Annotated in this window: 14 protein-coding genes; 12 read left to right on the top strand and 2 right to left on the bottom strand. The window is 66.9% G+C overall.

All coding sequences use genetic code 11. The annotated features are described in order from the left end of the window. Window positions 1-9: 9 nt before the first annotated feature. On the bottom strand, window positions 10-3441 hold the full coding sequence (locus B1818_RS09465) for a serine/threonine-protein kinase (protein ID WP_078112568.1): 3432 nt from the start codon (window positions 3439-3441) through the stop codon (window positions 10-12). Between the two features lie 217 nt (window positions 3442-3658). On the opposite strand from B1818_RS09465, the gene B1818_RS09460 reads away from it, so the two are divergent. From B1818_RS09460 to B1818_RS09410, 11 genes are all read left to right on the top strand, one after another. Beyond that, complete coding sequence (locus B1818_RS09460; protein ID WP_058252822.1) at window positions 3659-3862, top strand: cold-shock protein; 204 nt, start codon at window positions 3659-3661, stop codon at window positions 3860-3862. 197 nt (window positions 3863-4059) lie between these two features. Next, entirely contained in the window at window positions 4060-6408 is a 2349-nt protein-coding gene (locus B1818_RS09455) for a glycerol-3-phosphate 1-O-acyltransferase (RefSeq protein ID WP_265968600.1), read from the top strand. Further along, on the top strand, window positions 6405-7898 hold the full coding sequence (locus B1818_RS09450; protein WP_058252824.1) for an HAD-IB family hydrolase: 1494 nt from the start codon (window positions 6405-6407) through the stop codon (window positions 7896-7898). The genes B1818_RS09455 and B1818_RS09450 overlap by 4 nt, the downstream gene beginning before the upstream one ends. Next, a complete protein-coding gene (locus tag B1818_RS09445) occupies window positions 7895-9349 on the top strand; it encodes a wax ester/triacylglycerol synthase domain-containing protein (RefSeq protein WP_078112567.1) in 1455 nt (484 codons plus the stop codon). Before B1818_RS09450 ends, B1818_RS09445 begins: the two co-directional genes overlap by 4 nt. A 355-nt stretch (window positions 9350-9704) precedes the next feature. After that, a complete protein-coding gene (locus B1818_RS09440) occupies window positions 9705-11024 on the top strand; it encodes a TerD family protein (RefSeq protein ID WP_078112566.1) in 1320 nt (439 codons plus the stop codon). A gap of 38 nt (window positions 11025-11062) precedes the next feature. Then, the gene (locus B1818_RS09435) at window positions 11063-11437 is read left to right on the top strand and encodes a hypothetical protein (RefSeq protein ID WP_078112565.1); all 375 of its coding nucleotides are present in this window, start codon (window positions 11063-11065) and stop codon (window positions 11435-11437) included. A 65-nt stretch (window positions 11438-11502) separates the two neighbouring features. Next, window positions 11503-12090, top strand: coding sequence for a hypothetical protein (locus tag B1818_RS09430; RefSeq protein ID WP_078112564.1), 588 nt, complete (start codon window positions 11503-11505; stop codon window positions 12088-12090). A gap of 84 nt (window positions 12091-12174) precedes the next feature. After that, window positions 12175-15129: an FtsK/SpoIIIE domain-containing protein gene (locus B1818_RS09425; RefSeq protein ID WP_176455906.1), complete on the top strand. Its 2955-nt coding sequence runs from the start codon at window positions 12175-12177 to the stop codon at window positions 15127-15129. Beyond that, the gene (locus B1818_RS09420) at window positions 15129-16202 is read left to right on the top strand and encodes a hypothetical protein (protein WP_078112562.1); all 1074 of its coding nucleotides are present in this window, start codon (window positions 15129-15131) and stop codon (window positions 16200-16202) included. The genes B1818_RS09425 and B1818_RS09420 overlap by 1 nt, the downstream gene beginning before the upstream one ends. Beyond that, complete coding sequence (locus B1818_RS09415; protein WP_078112561.1) at window positions 16199-16426, top strand: hypothetical protein; 228 nt, start codon at window positions 16199-16201, stop codon at window positions 16424-16426. The genes B1818_RS09420 and B1818_RS09415 overlap by 4 nt, the downstream gene beginning before the upstream one ends. A gap of 17 nt (window positions 16427-16443) precedes the next feature. Continuing rightward, a complete protein-coding gene (locus B1818_RS09410; RefSeq protein WP_139363005.1) occupies window positions 16444-16704 on the top strand; it encodes a hypothetical protein in 261 nt (86 codons plus the stop codon). A 67-nt stretch (window positions 16705-16771) separates the two neighbouring features. Here B1818_RS09410 and B1818_RS09405 read toward each other — a convergent pair whose 3' ends face one another. After that, on the bottom strand, window positions 16772-17521 hold the full coding sequence (locus B1818_RS09405; RefSeq protein WP_078112559.1) for a FadR/GntR family transcriptional regulator: 750 nt from the start codon (window positions 17519-17521) through the stop codon (window positions 16772-16774). A 235-nt stretch (window positions 17522-17756) separates the two neighbouring features. Here B1818_RS09405 and B1818_RS09400 point away from each other — a divergent pair, with 235 nt between their 5' ends. Then, window positions 17757-18530 carry an enoyl-CoA hydratase-related protein gene (locus tag B1818_RS09400; RefSeq protein ID WP_078112558.1) on the top strand — a complete coding sequence of 258 codons (774 nt, stop codon included), beginning with the start codon at window positions 17757-17759 and terminating at the stop codon, window positions 18528-18530. Window positions 18531-18534 lie beyond the last annotated feature (4 nt).

The raw sequence follows: 18534 nt of genomic DNA, 5'->3' as shown, positions 1-18534 counted from the left end.
CCGGCCTGGTCACGAACGGGTGCCACCGTCGCCGAGCAACCGGTCGAGGAAATCCGGCGACAACGCTGCCGGAGCGGGACGGTCACCGGCACGAACACTGCGGGCGACGTCGTCGACGAGCCGGGTGAACTCGTCGCCGCCATCCAGCGGAAACCGAACCATGCCCGACGCTGCGCACTGCGCCAGGACAGCCAGGGTGTGTGCGCGTGCCTCCTGCGTCCGACCGGCCGCAGCGAGACACACCGCCAGTAGTCGTCGCGCCCGCAGAAACGCCCGGTGGCGGCCACTGCCGGCCAACCGGTCCACCCACTCCTGCGCCCACCGACAGGCGACGTCAGGGGCTTCGGCGGACTCGCCGGCGTCAAGCATCAACCGGATCGCGGTCTCCGCATGGAGCTGCGCGACGATCGCCGCGATGCCGCGTGTCGGCACCTCGGCGCCGGCATCGACGCGCGCAGACACCCTACGACGAGCCGGCAGGTGCCTCATCACCTGCTCGTTCTCGGCGACGGCACGCAGCCGTGGGGTGTCGAGCCGCTCGGCGATGTCCACGGCTTCGTCCAGGTAGGACGCCGCGACCGCCCGGTCACCGTGGCACAACGCCACGCGCGCCCCGACGAGGTGGCGAGCCTCGATCATGTCGACGACGCCTTCGGCGGCCCCGATGAAGAAGCTCTCGTCGAGCAGTCGTTCGGCCTCGGACACATCACCGCGCTCGTACCGGACCGCCGCGAGAAGAGCGCTGGCGAGCTGCGCACCCTGCGACTGGGTCGACGAACCCTGTTCGCGCGACAACCGGAGTCCCGTACGGAAACATGCTTCGGCACGGTCGAGGTCGAGCTGCTCGACGTAGGCGAGCCCGTCGAGGCCGTAACCGTACATGACCGCGTACGGACCGGTGTTACGTCGGTGTGCCGGGATCGCGCGTTGTTGCCAGCGGTGAGCCTCGTCGAAGTCGAATCGCAAGGTGGCGCTGAGGGTCCCGACATTGTGGATGGCCGACACGAGGAACGGCGACAACCCGTCGAGGTCGTCGGCCAGGCGCGCCACCAGTTCGTCGAGCCCGTCGAGCCGGTCGGAGATGGCGCGCACGCACGCCTCGGCGATGTCGGCCTCACGCCGAATCCCCAGGGCAGCATCGGACCTCGCCCGTCGCTCGAGTGCGACCCGCGCCCGTTCGAGGGAGGCTTCGGCGAGCGCAGCGCGGTGCAGGAGAAGGTTCGCCCACGCGAGCTGCATCTGCAGGATCGGGTTGGCCGCCACCGTCACGGGCGGCAACTTCTCCATCAATGTGATCAGGGTGGTCATTCGCGAGTGTTCGATGAGTGACCGGCCGTCGGTTTCGACGAGTTCGATGGCGCGGTCCGCGTCACCGGAGGCGAGCGCATGGTCGACCGCCTCGGTCAGCATTGCGTGCCCCGCGAACCACTCCGACGCTCTGCGGTGCAGTTGCGGAATGAGTTGCGGCTCATCGCGTTCCAGCCTGCGCCGGAGGAACTCGGCGAACAGGGAGTGGAACCGGAACCACTCCCCGGCCTGATCGACCCGGGTGAGGAACAGGTCACGGAGCTCGATCTCCTCGAGCATGGCCTGTCCGCGCGCCTCGCCGCTCAGCGTGGTCGCGAGATCGGCGCAGATCCGTTCCGGCAGCGAGACGGTGAGCAGGAAATGCAGGACCTCCGGTTCCAGCACGCCCAGGACGTTCTCGGCGAGGAAGTCACCGATGGCATGGTGGCGACCGGAGATGTCGCCGATCAGCTCGCCGGGATGCCCGGATCGGCGCAGCGACACGCATGCCAGTTGCAGCGCCGCGACCCAACCGTCGGTCGATGACCACAGTTCGGCGACCTCGTCGCCCCGCAGGTCCAGACCGGCGACATCAAGGAGGAACCGCCCGGCTTCCGCCTCGTCGAAACACAGTGCTTCCATGTCGATCTCGATGATCTCGTCGTGGACGTGCAGACGACTGACCGGGAGGCCTCGCCGGGTTCGGCTGGTCACGATCACCTGCAGGTGGTGGCAACCGTGTTCGAGCAGATAGTCCATCACCCCGATGACCGTCGGGTCCGTCACCCGGTGCCAGTCGTCGACGATGAGCGCGATGCGCCGGCCGTGCGCGTGGACCTCGTTGATCAACGATGTCAGCACGTACTCCTCGGCGCGATCGCCGTGCTCCTCGACCGCCGCGGCGCAGTCGCCGACGGCGTCCGGGGCCGCCCGGCGCAGTGCCTCGACGAGGTCGGCGAGAAACCGTGCGACGTCGTTGTCGGTGTCGTCGACCGTCAGCCACGCCACCGGTACGCCGTCGACGGCGAGCTCCTCGGCCCACTGGGCCGCGACCGTGGTCTTCCCGTAGCCGGTGGGTGCGTGGATGAGCGTGAGACGGCGCAGCTTCCCGTCGCGCAGTGTCTTCAGGAGTCGGGTCCTGGTGACCTGCGCCCGAGGCCGGATGGGTGGGCGGAACTTCGTCGACGGCATGGGCAGCGTCATCGTCGTCCGCCGCCGCCGCGGCGTCGTCGAGGTGGCAGGCTCCGAGGACCCGTCCGGCAGTGCCATCCCGTCGAGTGGCACCCCGAGCCGCCGCTGCGCGTTCCGCAGTTCCTCGCCCAGCCCTGCCGCCGACCCGGAGCGGTCCGCGGGTTCGCGCGCCATCGCATGTTCGATGCAGCCGGACACCTCCGCGGGGAATCCGGCCGACGTGAGATCGGGAACTCCTTCGCTCGCGACGCGGAGGAAGTGCGCGACCACTTGCTCCCCGCTGCGCCTCTCGAACGCCGCGTGGCCGGTCAGCGCACAGAACAGGGTCGCGCCCAGCCCATAGACGTCGGAGGTCACCGATGGCGTCGCACCGGCGAGGAGCTCGGGCGCGGTGAAGGCGGGCGAACCGGTGACCAGATCGGCGTCGGTCTCGAAGCCGCCGGAGATCCGGGCGATGCCGAAGTCGGTCAACTGGGGTTCGCCGTATTCGGTGAGCAGGATGTTCCCCGGCTTGATGTCGCGGTGCAGGGTGCCCGCCCGGTGGGCCGTCTCGAGCGCACCGGCCACCTTGATGCCGAGCCGGAGCACATCGCGCCAGTCGAGCGGACCGTCCCTGCGGATGCGCAGGTCCAACGACGCGTGGGGGTGGTATTGCATCACGATGAACGGAAAGCCCTCGGGCGTGGACCCGACCTCGAGGATGTTGACGATGTTCGGGTGCCCGGAGAGTCGCCCCATCGCACGCTGCTCACGCACGAACCGCTCGAGGTTCTGGGCGTCGAGGTGGTCGGTCAGCACCTTGACCGCGACATCGCGGTCCAATGCGGGTTGGCGACAGCGATATACGGCACCGTAGCCACCACGACCGATCTCGACCGGATCGGCGAAACCTGCTTCCACCAGTTCACCGGCGACGTCGCGGACGGCATCGCGTTGTGTGGTCAGCGGATCGTTCTCGGCCATGACGTGCCTCGATCGCAGGTCGATCGCGTGGTGCCCTGTCCAGCCTACTCACGCAGACCCCGAACACCCGGGTTTCGTTCTCGAACGGGGTACCCGCGCAGCGGACCGCCCACACCGATTGCGCCCTGCGTTTCCCAACGGTCCTCATCTGTGACAGAGTTGACGGGCGGCCATCGGTCTTGGTGGTTGCGCACACTGAAGAAAGAAGTACAGCAGTATGGCACAGGGAACCGTCAAGTGGTTCAACGGCGAAAAGGGCTTCGGCTTCATCGCTCCCGACGACCAGGGCGCAGATGTCTTCGTCCACTACTCCTCGATTCAAGGTAGCGGCTTCCGCAACCTCGAAGAGAACCAGCGCGTCGAATTCGACGTCGAGCAGGGTGCCAAGGGCCCCCAGGCTACCAACGTCAGCGCGCTCTGAGCTCCTGACTTTCGCGAAACGCCCCGGACGGCCAGTCGGTCGGATGGGGCGTTTCGTCGTCTCCGGACCGAACATCATCTGGCCGGACCGGTTACACACGAAAGTCTTCGCGGCGCGTCGGTCGTCCTGACGAAAACCACCCCCCTCGGTGTAGTCCACGTCACAATGAGGCGGGGCAGGACCCCAGAGACGTGAGGGTGATGCAGGTGACCGATCCGGTGGTGGTGCTGACCAAAGCCCGTACGTCGTGCGAGATGCGGGCGGTACGCGAGTGGACGGCGGCGAACTATCCGGACGCGACGATCTCCCGATCGGCGGAGATCGACTTCGACGGCATGGCGCCGGAGACGTTGCTCGTGCCTGTCCGGGCGGTCTGGCTCCCGGCGGTCCGGCAAGGTGAGCGGCGGGTCACGCTGGGCGACGTCCTGGTGCTGTCCAATCCCCGGCGGCCGCTCGGAGCGGTCCAGCCGCTGATCCGGAAGAGACGTCCAGACAGTCTCCGCGTCGTTGCCGGTGCACCCGCCACGATCGAGGAACTACGCACCCGGTATGCCCATCACCAGGCGCAGGGTGAGCCGTTCGCCCAGTTCGTCCTGTTCCAGGCGTCGGTGTCGGCCGAGCGAGCCGAACGCCAGATCGTCGGTGATCGCTACAAGGTCCCCCGTCTGGTCGCCGAGCAGATCAGCAGTTCGTCGCGATTCCAGACGTCCGCGGCCAAACTCGCAGCCGAACTGGGTCGGCCCACCGATGCGGTGGTCGCCGAGGCCACCGACAAACTCTCGACCTTCGTCGCCACCCAGAGCCGGCTCATGGACGACGTGTTCTCGGCGACCTTCAACCGACTGCACGAGCGGGCCTGGAACGTCACCGTCGACGTCGAGAACCTCAACACCCTGCGCACCCTCAACAAGTCCACCGGCCTGATCTTCCTGCCCTCCCACCGGTCCTATGTCGATCCGCTGGTCCTGGCGAAAGTGCTGCGCAACAACGACTTCCCACCCAACCTCGTGCTCGGCGGGAACAATCTCTCGTTCTGGCCGGTGGGCCCGGTGGCCCGCCGCGCCGGCATGATCTTCATCCGACGCAAGTTCGGCGCGGACCCGGTCTACAAGTTCGCGATGCGCTCCTACCTCGCCTACATCGTCGAGAAGCGCTTCAACCTGGAGTGGTACATCGAGGGCGGTCGCAGCCGGACCGGCAAGCTCCGGAAGCCCAAACTGGGACTGCTCACCTACGTCGTCGACGCGGTGGGGCAGCTCGACGAGGCCGACGTGACGATCGTGCCGACCTCGATCGTGTACGACCAGCTCCAGGAGATCGGCGCGATGGCGGCCGAGGACGCCGGTGGCACGAAGAAGCCCGAGGGCGTCGGGTGGTTGTTGCGCTACGCGAAGGCGCAGCGCGCCTACCTGGGCGAGGCCCGGGTGCGATTCGGGACCCCCATCTCGCTGCGGACCGCTCTCGCCGACGCCGGCGAGGGCCGCGCGCGGCTGGAGAAGGTCGCGTTCCGGGTGATGGACGAGATCAATTCCGCCACCCCGATCTCGGCGACCTCGCTGGCCGGTTTCGCCCTCCTCGGCGCGCACGACAGGGCGTACACGCTCGCGGAGATCGAGGCCATCCTGGCTCCCCTGCTCGACTACATCCGCCGGCGCGAGCTACCCGGCCCGGACCCAGCCCTGTGCCGCGGGGTCGGGCTGACCCAGACTCTCCGGGTCCTCGCCGGCAACGGCGTGGTGAGCTGCTTCGACGGCGGTTCCGAACCGGTGTGGTCCATCGTGCCGGACAATCACGCGGTCGCGGCCTACTACCGCAACGGGGCGCTCCATCACTTCGTCGACCGCGCGATCGTCGAGGTCGCCATGCTCGCCGTGGCCGACGGTGACGTCCGGGCCGACGACATCCCGCCGGACGAACACCCCGTCGGATACGACGAGACGGCCGACGGTCCGCTCGCCGACGAGGGGCTGCTCGCGGCGTCGCAACGGGAGGCCCTGCGAATCCGCGATCTGCTCAAGTTCGAGTTCTTCTTCCCGGCCAAGACCGAGTTCCTGCACCGACTCGGTCTCGAACTCGATCTGCTGGCCCCGGGCTGGCGTGCCGTGACGCCGACGCAGGAGTGGACCTACGAGGTACTGCACGGCCACACCGGCGGACTCCTCGCCCGACGCACCCTGCAGCCGTTCTTCGACGCCCAACTGGTCTTCGCGACCAAACTCGTGGAACTCGGCACCGCATCGCGCGACAAGGAGGACCTGATCGTCGAATGCCTCGGTCTGGGACGCCAGCTGTCCCTGCAAGGTGTTGTGCGCAGCAAGGATTCGGTTTCCAAGGACCTCTACGACGGCTGTTATCAGCTCGCCGACAACCGCCACCTGATCCACGGCGAGGAGGTCGCGGACCTCGCGACCGCCCGCCGGGACTGGCTCGACGAGGTCGAATCGATGCGCGAGCGGCTGGCCCGGATCGCGTCGATCGAGGATCTCCAGCGTGCCGTGGGCGGAGCCGACACCATGGACACGGTCTGGTCGGAGGGGACACGATGAGTGCCTTCACCGACCGGATGCGGGCCATCCGGTCGGCACCCACCGGTAAGAAGGTCGCCGCGCTGTTCGACTACGACGGCACCCTGATCGAGGGCTTCTCCGCCGCCGCCATCATGCGAGCACGCTTGCGCAGCATGGAATTCGGTTTCGGCGAACTCGCCGACTTCCTGCTCATCGGATTGCGCGGCGTCGTGTCCGAACAGGACTACGCGGAAGTGCTCGACGCCACGCGTCCCACGTTCGCCGGCAAGACCTACGCCGAGCTGATCGAGTTCGGCGAACACCTCTTCAAATACGAGACGGCGGCCAAGCTGCGGCCGCAGATGTGGCAGATCCTGCGCGCGCATCGGGAGATGGGACACACCATCGTCATCGCGTCGTCGGCGACCCGATTCCAGATCGAACCCATCGCGCGGGAGATCGAGGCCGACTTCGCACTCGCCACCGATGTCGAGGTCGTCGACGGGGTGGTCACCGGCAACATCCGGGGACGCCCGCTTTGGGGTCCGGGGAAAGCCGCTGCGGTACGCACCCTCGCCCGTGAGCACGGCATCGACCTCGACGCCTCCTTCGCCTACAGCGACGGCAACGAGGACATCCCGTACCTGGAGTCGGTGGGCAACCCGGCGGCTGTCTCCCCGCGCCGAATACTGCGGGCGGAGGCCGAATCCCGCGGCTGGCCGATCATCGACCTGAAGAACCCCACGTACAACCGGCTCGGGATGCTGGCCCGAACCGGCGCCTTCTACGGTTCGTTTCTCGCCTCCGCCGCGGTGGGCGTCACCACCGGGCTCGTTCGACGCGATCCCGCCGCACTCGTCGAGGCCCTGCCGACCGGTACCGACGTCGGGCTGTCACTCGCCGGGATCCACGTGCAGGTCCTCGACGGAGGCGAGTACCTCACGTCGGCGCGGCCGTGCGTGTTCCTGTTCAACCACCAGTCGAAACTCGACCTGCCGGTGATGATCAACCTCGTGCGGTCCGAGGCCACGGGGGTGGCCAAGAAGGAGGTGCAACGGGTTCCGGTGGTCGGGCCGATCCTTCAGCAGGCCGGGTTGGTGTTCATCGATCGCGCCGACCCGGGCCGCGCGATCGAACAGCTGGCGCCGGCCGTCACAGCTCTGCGGGACGAGGGAATGTCGCTCGTGGTCGCGCCCGAGGGCACCCGGTCGCCCACACCACGTGTCGGCAGGTTCAAGAAGGGTCCGTTCCACATCGCGATGCAGGCGGGTGTCCCCGTCGTACCGGTGGTCCTGCGTAACACCGGCGAGTTGATGTGGCGCGGTGCGCAACTCATCCGACCGGGGACCGTCGAGGTGATGGTGCTGCCGCCGGTGGACACCAGCGACTGGTCGCCCGACGAGATCGGCGACCGCGCCGAGGAGGTCCGGCAGATGTACATCAGCGCCCTGGCCGACTGGCCGCTGGACTTCTTCGCCGACGACGACGCCCGGCCACCCGTCGAGGTACCGGAAGAGAGGCAAGTGTGAGCGAGGAACCGGACCTGACCGACGGGGTGGACCGACCGCTCGACTGGGCCAACGAGCCCCACATGAGCTCGGTGGACACCATCATGTGGCGAGGCGACACCGATCGCCGGATGCGCGGGACCATCTGCATGCTCGAGGTGTACGACTGCGCCCCGGACTGGGACCGGCTCGTGGCTGCCCACGAATGGGGAAGCCGAATGGCCCCGCGATTCCGGCAGCGCGTCGTCGACTCCCCGTTCGGCATGGGAACGCCCAGCTGGGCAGTCGACCCGGACTTCGACCTGCACTACCATCTGCGCCGAATCCGTCTGGGCGGCAACGGCAGCATGCGTGAGCTGCTCATCACGTGCGAGCAGCTCGCGATGACCGCGCTCGATGCCGCACGGCCGCCGTGGGAGGGCACGCTGATCGAAGGGCTGCCGGACGGCAGGGCAGCATATTTCCTGAAAGCCCACCATGCGCTCACCGACGGCCTGGGCGCGATCATCGGACTGGCCCAGCTGCATTCGCCCACACGCGAACACAATCCGGGCAAACCCCAGCCGCCGAGCCCCGATCCGGTGAACATCACGCCCGTCGACCTGCTCCGCCGGCAGGTGGGCGAGGAGATCCGGCGGATCCCGCATCGTGTCGACACGACATTCCGCGGCGTCCGCGCGCTGGCGCATCCCCGCCAGGCATTGAGTTCCGTTCTCCGATATGGTCGCTCGGTTCCACGCGTGGCGGGCCTGGTCAGCCCCCCTGGTTCCCCGCTGCTCGCGCATCGGAGCCTGTCGTGGCGTTTCAGCGCGTTCGAGGTCCCGTTCACCGACCTCAAAGCGACCGCGACGGCGACGCGGGCGTCGATCAACGACGTCTACCTCGCCGGGCTCATCGGCAGCTTCCGCCTCTATCACGAGAAGATGGGCACCCCGATCGAGACGATGCCGGTCGCGATCCCGATCTCGGTGCGGCGTCCGGAGGATCCGGCGGGTGGCAACCGGATCGCGGTGGGACGGCTCGCCGGACCGGTCGGGATCGCCGACCCCTTCGAGCGGGTCCTCACCATCCGCGAACAGGTCCGCGTCGCCCGGCACGAACCGGCCGTCGACATCTTCAACACGCTGGGCTCGGTGATGGCCTGGTTACCCGGATCGGTGCTCATGCAGTTCAGCGGCACGACCAGCCAGAACGATCTGCAGGCCAGCAACGTGCCGGGCATCCCGTGGGACACCTACGTGGCCGGCGCCAAGGTCGAGCGGATGTTCCCGTTCGGCCCGCTGCCCGGTTGCGCGATGATGGCGACGATGATCACCCACAACGGAACGGCCTGTCTCGGAATCAATTCCGACGGCGCCGCGGTCACCGACCTCGAGTTGTTCGCCGACTGCCTCGTCGCCGGTTTCGGTGAGGTGCTGGCTCTCGCCGCCGACGACGACGTCGTGCCGGGGGCGCTGCGGCGGGTGGTGTGAGCCCACCACTCGACCAGGTTGCGACGTCGATGAGATCGCAACGTCGTCGGGCGGCCTGCCAGCATGGGGGCATGATCGTCCCGGGCCGGTCCCCGTGGTGGCGAGAAACGCCTGTCGCGCAGAAACTTCGGCTGTGTAGCCCGAACGTACGAATGTGTCGCCGAGAGCTCCACTGACCGCTCCGAGCGCCCGATCCCGTGGATAGTATTCCGCTCGTGACTCCGCGCGATCAGGTGAGCTCATCTCACGTCTCGGCAACGGCGTACAGATCGATCGCCTCGGCGTCGAACCGGAAACTCGTCCGCTCGGCCGTCGTGCCGTGCCGACTCCTCGATCCGTTCACGAGCGGCAAGTCATGATTCCTTTGATAGTCGAGACCGACGACCACCTCGTGGATCTGTTCGGCAGACTGATCGGTGCGGCGGGGTTGGCGCCGACGGTGTGTGGTCCGATCGGCCCACGTCAGCTCTACGAGAACCTCGTGAAGGCAGCTCCGTTCCTCACCGATACGTACGTTCGCGCCGAAGACGGGCTCGCCACCGTCGAGACACCGTCGTTCGACATGGCGTGGTCGGTCTTCACCAACGACCAGCTCAGTGTCGCCGTCTTCGTACTGATCCGTTTCGATGACAATTTTTCGGGCCACCTGCTCCGGTCGGTGATAGAGCCGTTCCAGGAAATGGCCAAGGCCAGCGGCCTCAGTGCCTCCATCGCCAGCAACGGTAGCGCCGACGAAGATGTGGTCGCGACCATGCGCCTGGCCCGTTCGATCCCCATGGATCGGCTGCTCGCCGGTGGCGACATCGACCTACCTCCTGCCGGCCGGCCCCCGCTCTTGCCCCGGGATCCCGGCCCGCTCCCCGGTTCGGTTCCAGCCGGTCACCCGGCATCGCACCCCCACGAGCGAGTCGGACCCCAGGTCTCGACAGTGAATTCCGGCCAGGTCACGTCGCTCGCGAACGGGCGCGACGCCGCGCCCCACCACGCTGGTGGCACCCCACCCCGCGCGGTCGGACCGGTTGCCGCCGTCGCGGCGGCGCCCCCGCCGCCCGCGTCGCCCCCGCCTCCGCATGCGTACGCGCGACCGGTTCCGGGAGGTCCGTCCCCCGACGGTGGACGAATGTTGACACCCGGAGCCAACACCCCTCTCGCTGCGGACACCTCCGACCTCGTCGTGGAGCTCGGCTGGTTCAGCGGCCAACCGGGACTCGAGCTGGACGCCACCGCGATCCTGCTCGACTCGGACCGCCGAGTGTGTGCGGACGACCACTTCGTGTTCTTCAACAATCCGCGATCTCCCGATGGCGCAGTGGAACTCGCCGGTGATCCGCACACGTCACCGGATGGCTACGAGGTCGCCACGATCACCGTCCGGCTGGGATCCGTGTCGCCACAGGTGGAGTCGATCGTCTTCCCGGTCGCGATCTACGACGCCGCGACGCGGAACCACGCTTTCGGGATGATCCCGTCCTCCTATGCGCGGGTTCGGTCAGATGGCACCGCGCAGTCGCAGGCGACGTTCGTGATGTCGAATCCTCCGACCGCCACCGAGACCGCGATGGTGTTCTGCGAGATCTATCGACGCGGCGCGGCGTGGAAACTTCGTGCCATCGGCCAGGGTTACGCCAGTGGACTCGCAGGCATCGCCACCGACTACGGCGTCGATGTCGGCTAGCCATCAGGTGAATCGACGGAATCAGAACAGGACCAACCATGGACACTTTCATTCTCATCGTCATCGTTCTTGCGCTCGCCTGGGCGGGTACCTACGGCTACCAGACGTTCTTGGGCCAGCAGCTCAGCTCTCCGGCGAACCGGACCACCCCGGGCCATCCGACCATCGTGATCCAGAAGCTGGTGTCGACCGCGGCCGGGCGCGGCTGGGGAACCGAGTTGCAGGGGACGACGGTGGTGGCCAGGCACAGCACCGGGGCACAGATACTGATCGACGTGCAGCCCGCCGGTCAGGGTAGTTCGCTGTCCGGGCGGATCACCGGCGTCCGAAGGGGATCCATCGGCACGGTCAAGACCTACAAGAGCGGCCAGACACTGCTGCGCAAGCGGGAACAACTGCTCGCGGCCGGCTGACTGGGCCGCAGCCATCAGCAACACCGACTTTGTTCGACAGATCTCACTTGTTCCGGGAGGATTCGGTGGCCATCGACTACACCCATCGCGGTCGGCGCGGTACCGGCGACACCCCGCCGGACAACCGGACCGCGCCCACCGCGACACCCGGCCAGTCCGCGGTCGACGAGCCCGTAGTGCCCACCACCGGTCGGATCAACTACTCGCGACCCGACCGGCAGCACCGAACGTCGGCGCCAGAGACGCCCGGTCCATCCACGTCCACGACTGACTCCGCCGCCACCGCTGATTCGCCCGCGTCCGTTCCGATCTCCTATGAGCGGCCCCGTAGGACGCCGAGCCGTTCCGTCGAGAAGGTCGAGACCCCGTCCCCGCCGACGGCACTGCGCGCTGCCGGTCCGACGCGGTCACCGTCGTCGCCGTCGGTCGGCTCGGCGCGCCCGGGACACATCCCCGACCGGATCAGGTCGCGGGCCGAGTCGACCGTGTCCAGTGCCGAACGCTCGACTCTCGCCGAGTCATCCGAAGCCGTCGAGCACCACGTACCGACAATGCGCGCGCACGTCGACCACTACCTGCGCCGGGTGGGTGACGAGTTGTCTCGCGTGGTGGCGGATCTGCCCGACATCTCGGCGATCGTGATGAAGCTGTAGGCCACCCACGACCGCCTCCAGAGCCTGATGAAGGACCGCTTTCCGGACCAGTTCGGAAGTCTCTACCACTCTGCCGGCGGTGCCATGCCACCCCCTGAGGTCTGGCTGAGTGCGACCGACGCGTTGATCACCGATCTCACGACGAGGCGGATACCGATGACGGCTGGTGGCCGCGCGAAAGACTGGGAACGGTTCTCCGCTCAATACAAGGGCCTGGCATGTCATTTCCAGCCAATCCTCGACGACCTGCACAAGCGGGCGTTCAACGATGCGGTCACCATCGTCAACGCCGCATCCGGGCGCAAGCACGAGATCCTCGCATGCGATGCCCTCCAGGTCTTTCCGGGCACCGACATCCTCGCAGCGGACCTGCCATCGGTCCTGTCCGGTCTTCGCCCGGGCCTCGGCCAGCTCTACGTGTCACTGGGTGGTGCGCTCGCAGCACTCGAAGTCGATCTCACACTGGTGGCGGGCGACGGCAAGTCCCGTCAGGCGATGAGTGTCGAGACGACGGCGGCGTCGCTCCCCGCGATCCTCGATCTTGGCCGGGCCGGAGGATTCCGGACGACCGAGCCGCTCATGGCCGAACGCGTCATTCTGCAGCTTCTGGCCAGCCTGCCCGCGGATCAGCTGACCATCCGGGTCTTCGATCCGCTCAAGCTCGGTGACTCGGCAGCGTTCCTCTACGGGCTAGACGAGGTCATGGACCGCGTCATCGGTGACAAGGTCAAGACCACCGACCGCGAGATCGACGAACTGCTACAGGAAACCGAAGAACACATCACCCGCGTCACGCAGAAGTATCTGCAGGGTGACCACGCCACACTCACCGATTACAACATCGCGGCGAAGATGGTCACCGAGCCGTATCGGATCCTCCTGCTGTACGGATTCCCTGCCGGCTTCTCTCGCCAGAACCACCTGGACCACGATCGGCTGGAACGACTCGCCAAGATCGTCGATGGTGGCTCGCGCGCGGGAGTGTTCACCATCGTCGTCTCCGATGACATCATGGGTATCGGCCCGACCACCCCGGCGCCCGGAGAGGGCAACGCACGCAGTTACATCGACTCGCTGCCCTGCTTCGGCAACGGGCTGTTGCTCGATCCCCAGGCGCAAAGTTACCTCCTCGGGACCAGCCCGACAGACACCAGGACACGTCTGTCGATCATGACCAACAACTGCGGATTGGGATTCCAGTCCCGCGCGACCTTCGCGAACCTGACCGGTTCCGAACTCGAGGTGAGGTGGGCTCCGCTCCTTGTGCGCGCCGAGGAACAGGACAAGCGACGCGCGATGCTCGTCGAACGTGTCACGAGCAACTTCCAGGCGAGTACCGGAACGGTCATCCGACCCGGCTGGGTCTCCTCACTGGCCGGGGACCCCCTGACCGCCCACCCCTACGAACCGTCGACGTGGTGGCGCAAGTCGACGGCGACCGGCGCGAACGCGAGTATCGGGCAGCTCGGCGCGACCAAAGTCGCCCAGATCCGCCTGCACTCCGGGGACGGCGGCGTCGGCGCACTCATCGGTGGCCGACCCGGCTCAGGTAAGTCGGTGCTGATGCACGCGATGATCATGAGCCTTGTCACCGAGTACTCCCCCAGCGATCTCGAGTTGTATCTGATCGATTTCAAGGAGGGCGTCGAGTTCAAGCGGTACGCAGACCACGCGCTGCCGCACGCCAAGGCGGTCGCGATCGACGCCGAGCGGGAGTTCGGAATCGCGGTACTCGAAGGAATGGTCGCCGAGATCGAGCGGCGCGGTGCGCTTTTCAAAGCCTTCGCATCGAACATCACGAAGCTCGACGACTATCGGAAGCAATCCGGCAGTGAGGCGCTCGCGCGCCAGATCACCATCATCGACGAGTTCCAGAAACTCTTCGAACGGGACGACAAGATCGCCCAACAGGCGTCACATCTGATCGAACGAATCCTGCGGGAGGGACGCGCGTTCGGGCTGCACATCGTGCTCGCGTCGCAGACGATCCAGGGTATGCAGGGACTCGACCGTCATGTCTTGTCCCTGATCCCGACACGGGTCGCACTGCGAATGAGCGCCGGCGATTCCGAACTCATCCTGGGCGAGGGCAATCCCGAAGCCCGCGAACTGTCCCGGGCCGGCGAGGGAATCATCAACGTCAAACAAGGACACCCCGATGCCAATGAGCGGTTCCAGACCACGCTCTGGCACGACAGGTCCGACCACGGCGAGATCGGCACGGACGCCGAAGACGTCCTGACCGTGATTCGAGCCAAGGCCGACCACCTGGGGTTCTCCGGCGCGCCCCGCGTGTACGCCGGTGACGATTCGGCGGAACTAACCGCCGACATCGTGTCCGAAGGACGGATCCCGGTCGGATTACCGGTGTCCCTGGCGCCTGCCCTCAGCTACGACATGCGACGAGAGGGAGGCGCCAATCTGTTGGTGGTCAACGAATCGTATGGTCCGCTACTCGCCGCGCTCGTGGCGCTGGCCCGGACGGGAGCCAAGATCCGCCTCGTCGACTTCCTGGTCGGCGACGAGGAATGGACCTCCACGCGAGCAGTTCTCGCGGACAGCTCGACCATCTCGATCGGTGGGCGGCGTTCACTCGAAGACGTCATCGACGAAACCGCGACAGTGGTAGAGGGACGGGTCGAGTACGAGGACTACAACAATCCCGCCGAGTACGTCGTGCTGTTCGGCGTGCATCGCGCGCGAGACCTGGACCCGGACAACGACTATGACGATGCATCGACGAACGCGAGACTCACCCGCATCCTCCGCGACGGTCCCGAGGTGGGCGTCCACGTCCTCGCTTGGACCGATCGGGGCGGCATACTGAACCGACGCATCTCCCCACAAGCTCTGCGGGAGTTCGGGTTACGCCTCGTCGGGCCCAGCTCGCCGGAGGATTCGCAATTACTCGTGGACAGCGATGCCGCCGCCACCCTGAAGCGGAATCAAGCCGTATTCGACGATCACGATCACGGCGTGACGGCACGAGTGCTGGCGTACGGTCCGCCGTCACCGGACACCCTCATCGAGTTGCTGTGATGAGCAAGGCCCATACCGACGCGGAGGCGATCGCAGCGGTGAAACGCGCTCTGGCCCAGTACGCCGAACGAGTCGGTCCCACCGCCGCGTCCGCCCAGCGCGAGATGTCCGCGATCAGTGAACAGGTGACTTTCTTCATCGAGGAGTGCAACCGGGCGATCAGACGTCTCGAGGACGCGATCAAGATCCTCGAGTCGCAGGAAGATCCCGATGAGGCCCAGCTCCGAGAAAAGCGCCGACAACTGCGGATCTGGATGAGGAGACATCTCGACACCAAACATCTCCAAGCGCAGCTGACTCGAGATCACGACACGTTTCGTGGACACCAGCACCGCTACGCGAACGCCATCGAACCGCTTGCGGAGCGCGGCGCCCAGCGGATGCGTCGGGCACGCGAGGACGTGATCCGCTACGAGAAGAATCAACAGCTCCAGGCCAAGTTCGCCACGCGTTCATGGCAACCGATGACGGGCGGGGGCGCCGGTGGTGGACCTGTCGCCGGCACCTGGACCTCGACTGGGCCCGGCACGTCCACCGCTGGGTCCGGTTCGTATCCTCTCGGCGGACGGGGCGGCCAGTACGGCGCCGGGACGGGCGATGGCGGGGGCTCGGCACCGGAGAACGGCATCCCTGCTCATGACGTGTCGACAGGTCGGTTCGCCACCGACGATGAGGTGCACGTCGACGGGTTACCCGATGGGATCTCGCTCGTACCGCTGAACCGGTGCATCGATGAGGGCAGGGTGCGTTCCGCGGCCGACTTCGATTCCGGTAAGGCGACCGCCGAGGATTGTGTCTGGGCGGCTCGGACCCTGTACCGAGACCTGCTGCCCAGGATGTCCCGGGGCGGCGACGTGATGCAGCGCCTCCGGGACACCGATGCCGGCCGGGGGCTCGTCGGAAATCAGAGCCTGCAGGCCACTTTCCGCGGCTTCTTCGGAGAGACGGGTATTCAAGTCGACGAGTTGCCCGACGGCACCTACGACGTCCGCAATGGGGCACACCGGATCTGGGCGGCTCAGCAGGTCGGTGTCACCCATCTGCCCGCGACCGTCCGGAGGAGGAGCAGATGAGTGCGGTGAGTGAGCACGAGGACGCCGTCAACCAACGCCTGCGAGTCCAACAATCGATGGGCTCGCGGTGGAACGACGTGGTGTACAGCGCGATCTCACGCGACGTCCTCCACCAGGTCACCGTCGAGGAGCGTCTCTACGCGCAACGCCTCCGTGATCTGGAACGGATCAACGTCCAGGCGAAGAACCGCCTGGACGCAATCAGACGCCAGAACCTGGCCTGACCCAGAAACGAGACTCGATGGCCATCAATACAGATCCCGCCGCACTCGCCCGAATGGCACAAGAACTGACCCGGTTGGAGAAGTCGGTCCAAGAGGCGACTCGTCGAGTCCGCACCCAGCTCAACGGCAGTCAGTGGAATGATCCGGTGCGGAAGAACTTCGAGGACCTCCTGGGCAACATCGAACGCAACTCACGCACGATCGCGCAGATGTCCAATGAGGGCGCACGGATGCTCAAGGCGAAGGAACAGCAGATCCGGACATACATGGGTCGGTAGCCCGATCGACCACCACGACAAGCGATCAGACCAGCCTGGCCGGCCACTTCCGTCGTGCGGCCGACGCTCAGATCTGCCAGCGCACGGGTCGCGAGATGATGTCGCGGAGCCGGCGGCGGTAGTACCGGGCGGACTCCTGGTTGAAGACGTCCATCGCGGCCGCGGTCGCCTCGGCATCGCGAGCGCGCATGGCGTCGAGGATGTCCTGCTGGAGTTCGAAGGCCGCGAGCCGCGTCGCGATGGGATGCTCGACGGGTTCGGCGTCGCGAACGAGCAGCCACAGCGTCTCCATGACCACCCGCAGTGCGGGATTGCCCGCCGCCTCGTACACCCCGCGCTGGAACGCGGCGTTGTTCTCCTGGAAGTTGGCGTGGTCCTCGGGATGGTCGCGCATCCGGTCCAGTGCCCGCTGCATCGACTCGATCTGCTCGTCGGTGACGTTCTGCGCCGCGGCCCGCGCGACCATCGGTTCGAGCATCAACCGGACGTCGATGACATCACTGATGTTCGCGCCGTTGATCTGGAGGAACAGCTTCATGATGTTGCCGAGCGAATCGAGTTCGGGCCGTTTGGCTATGGGCCCGCCGCCGATTCCCGCCTTGATCGTCACGAGGTCTCGGCTCTCGAGGAGCCGCAGCGCCTCACGCACCGTCGTGCGTGCCACGCCGAACTCGCTGACCATCTCCTTCTCGGTCGGCAGGCGCTGCCCCTCGACGATGCCACCGCCGAGAATCTGATCGGCCACCATGTTGGCCACCCGCGCGGACATCTTCTGCCCGCGCGGCTGCCGGGTGGCGGGCTCGTCGGCGACGGTCATGCGGCTCCCGTGTCTCGGCTGATCGGTCGGTGCCGACACCTTACCCGCCCGCACCTGCTCTCTAGTTCGGATCGGGGCGGCAACGGTCGCCCCCGAACGATCGGTGCGGTGGCGAGACGACCCGTCGTCGTAACTGTGTACATATTTTGCTCGCTCGATTACCGTGAGTCCCGTTCCGTTCGTTCACGCCGGGGCCCGACCGCCCGTCGGCGCAGTCCACGACAGATAGGCACCCATGCAGACCACCTCCCCGGCCTCCGGGAACCTCTCCGTCACCGTGCACCAGCCCGGTATCGCACTCGTCGAGCTCTCGCGGGGCAAGGTCAACGCCATCGACGGGCAGATGTACGAGGACATCGCGGCGACGTTCGACGCGCTGTCCGACGACCAGGATGTGCGCGTGATCGTGCTGACCGGTCAGGGCCGCATCTTCAGCGCGGGCAACGACATCAACGAGTTCCGGACGATGTCCACCGTCAGCGGCGACATCGCGATGCGGCGGGCCCGGCGGGCGCTGTTCAGCGTGCGCGAGTGTCACCTCCCCGTGGTGTCCGCGGTGAACGGCCCGGCCCTGGGAAGCGGGTTCGGACTCGTCGCGCTCTCCGACCTCGTGGTCGCGTCCGAACGCGCCACCTTCGGACTACCCGAGATGAACGTCGGGGTCCTCGGCGGTGGTCGCTTCACCGCCCGCATGTTGCCCCAGCAGGCGATGCGCCGCATGTTCCTCACCGCCGAACCGGTCGACGCGTCGACCCTGGAGCGGTGGGGAGCACCGATCGAGGTCGTCGCCCACGACGATCTCATGGAGATCGCGACAGCCCGCGCGCGCTCGATCGCGGAGAAGAGCAGGCACGCCATCGTGCTCGCCAAACAATCTCTGAACGGCTGCGAAGATCTCGACATCCGTCGCGGTTACGAGCTCGAGCAGTCCTTCACCGTGCGACTGTCCGAACACCCCGACTCCAAGACCGCGGTGGAGGCCCAGGTCGCCGACCTCGCACGCAAGTGACGAC

The sequence above is a fragment of the Gordonia sp. IITR100 genome, assembly GCF_002009645.1.
Lineage (GTDB): Bacteria > Actinomycetota > Actinomycetes > Mycobacteriales > Mycobacteriaceae > Gordonia > Gordonia hongkongensis.
The sequence above is the reverse complement of the archived record's forward strand: the minus strand, read 5'-3'. Positions and strand labels throughout refer to the sequence as shown.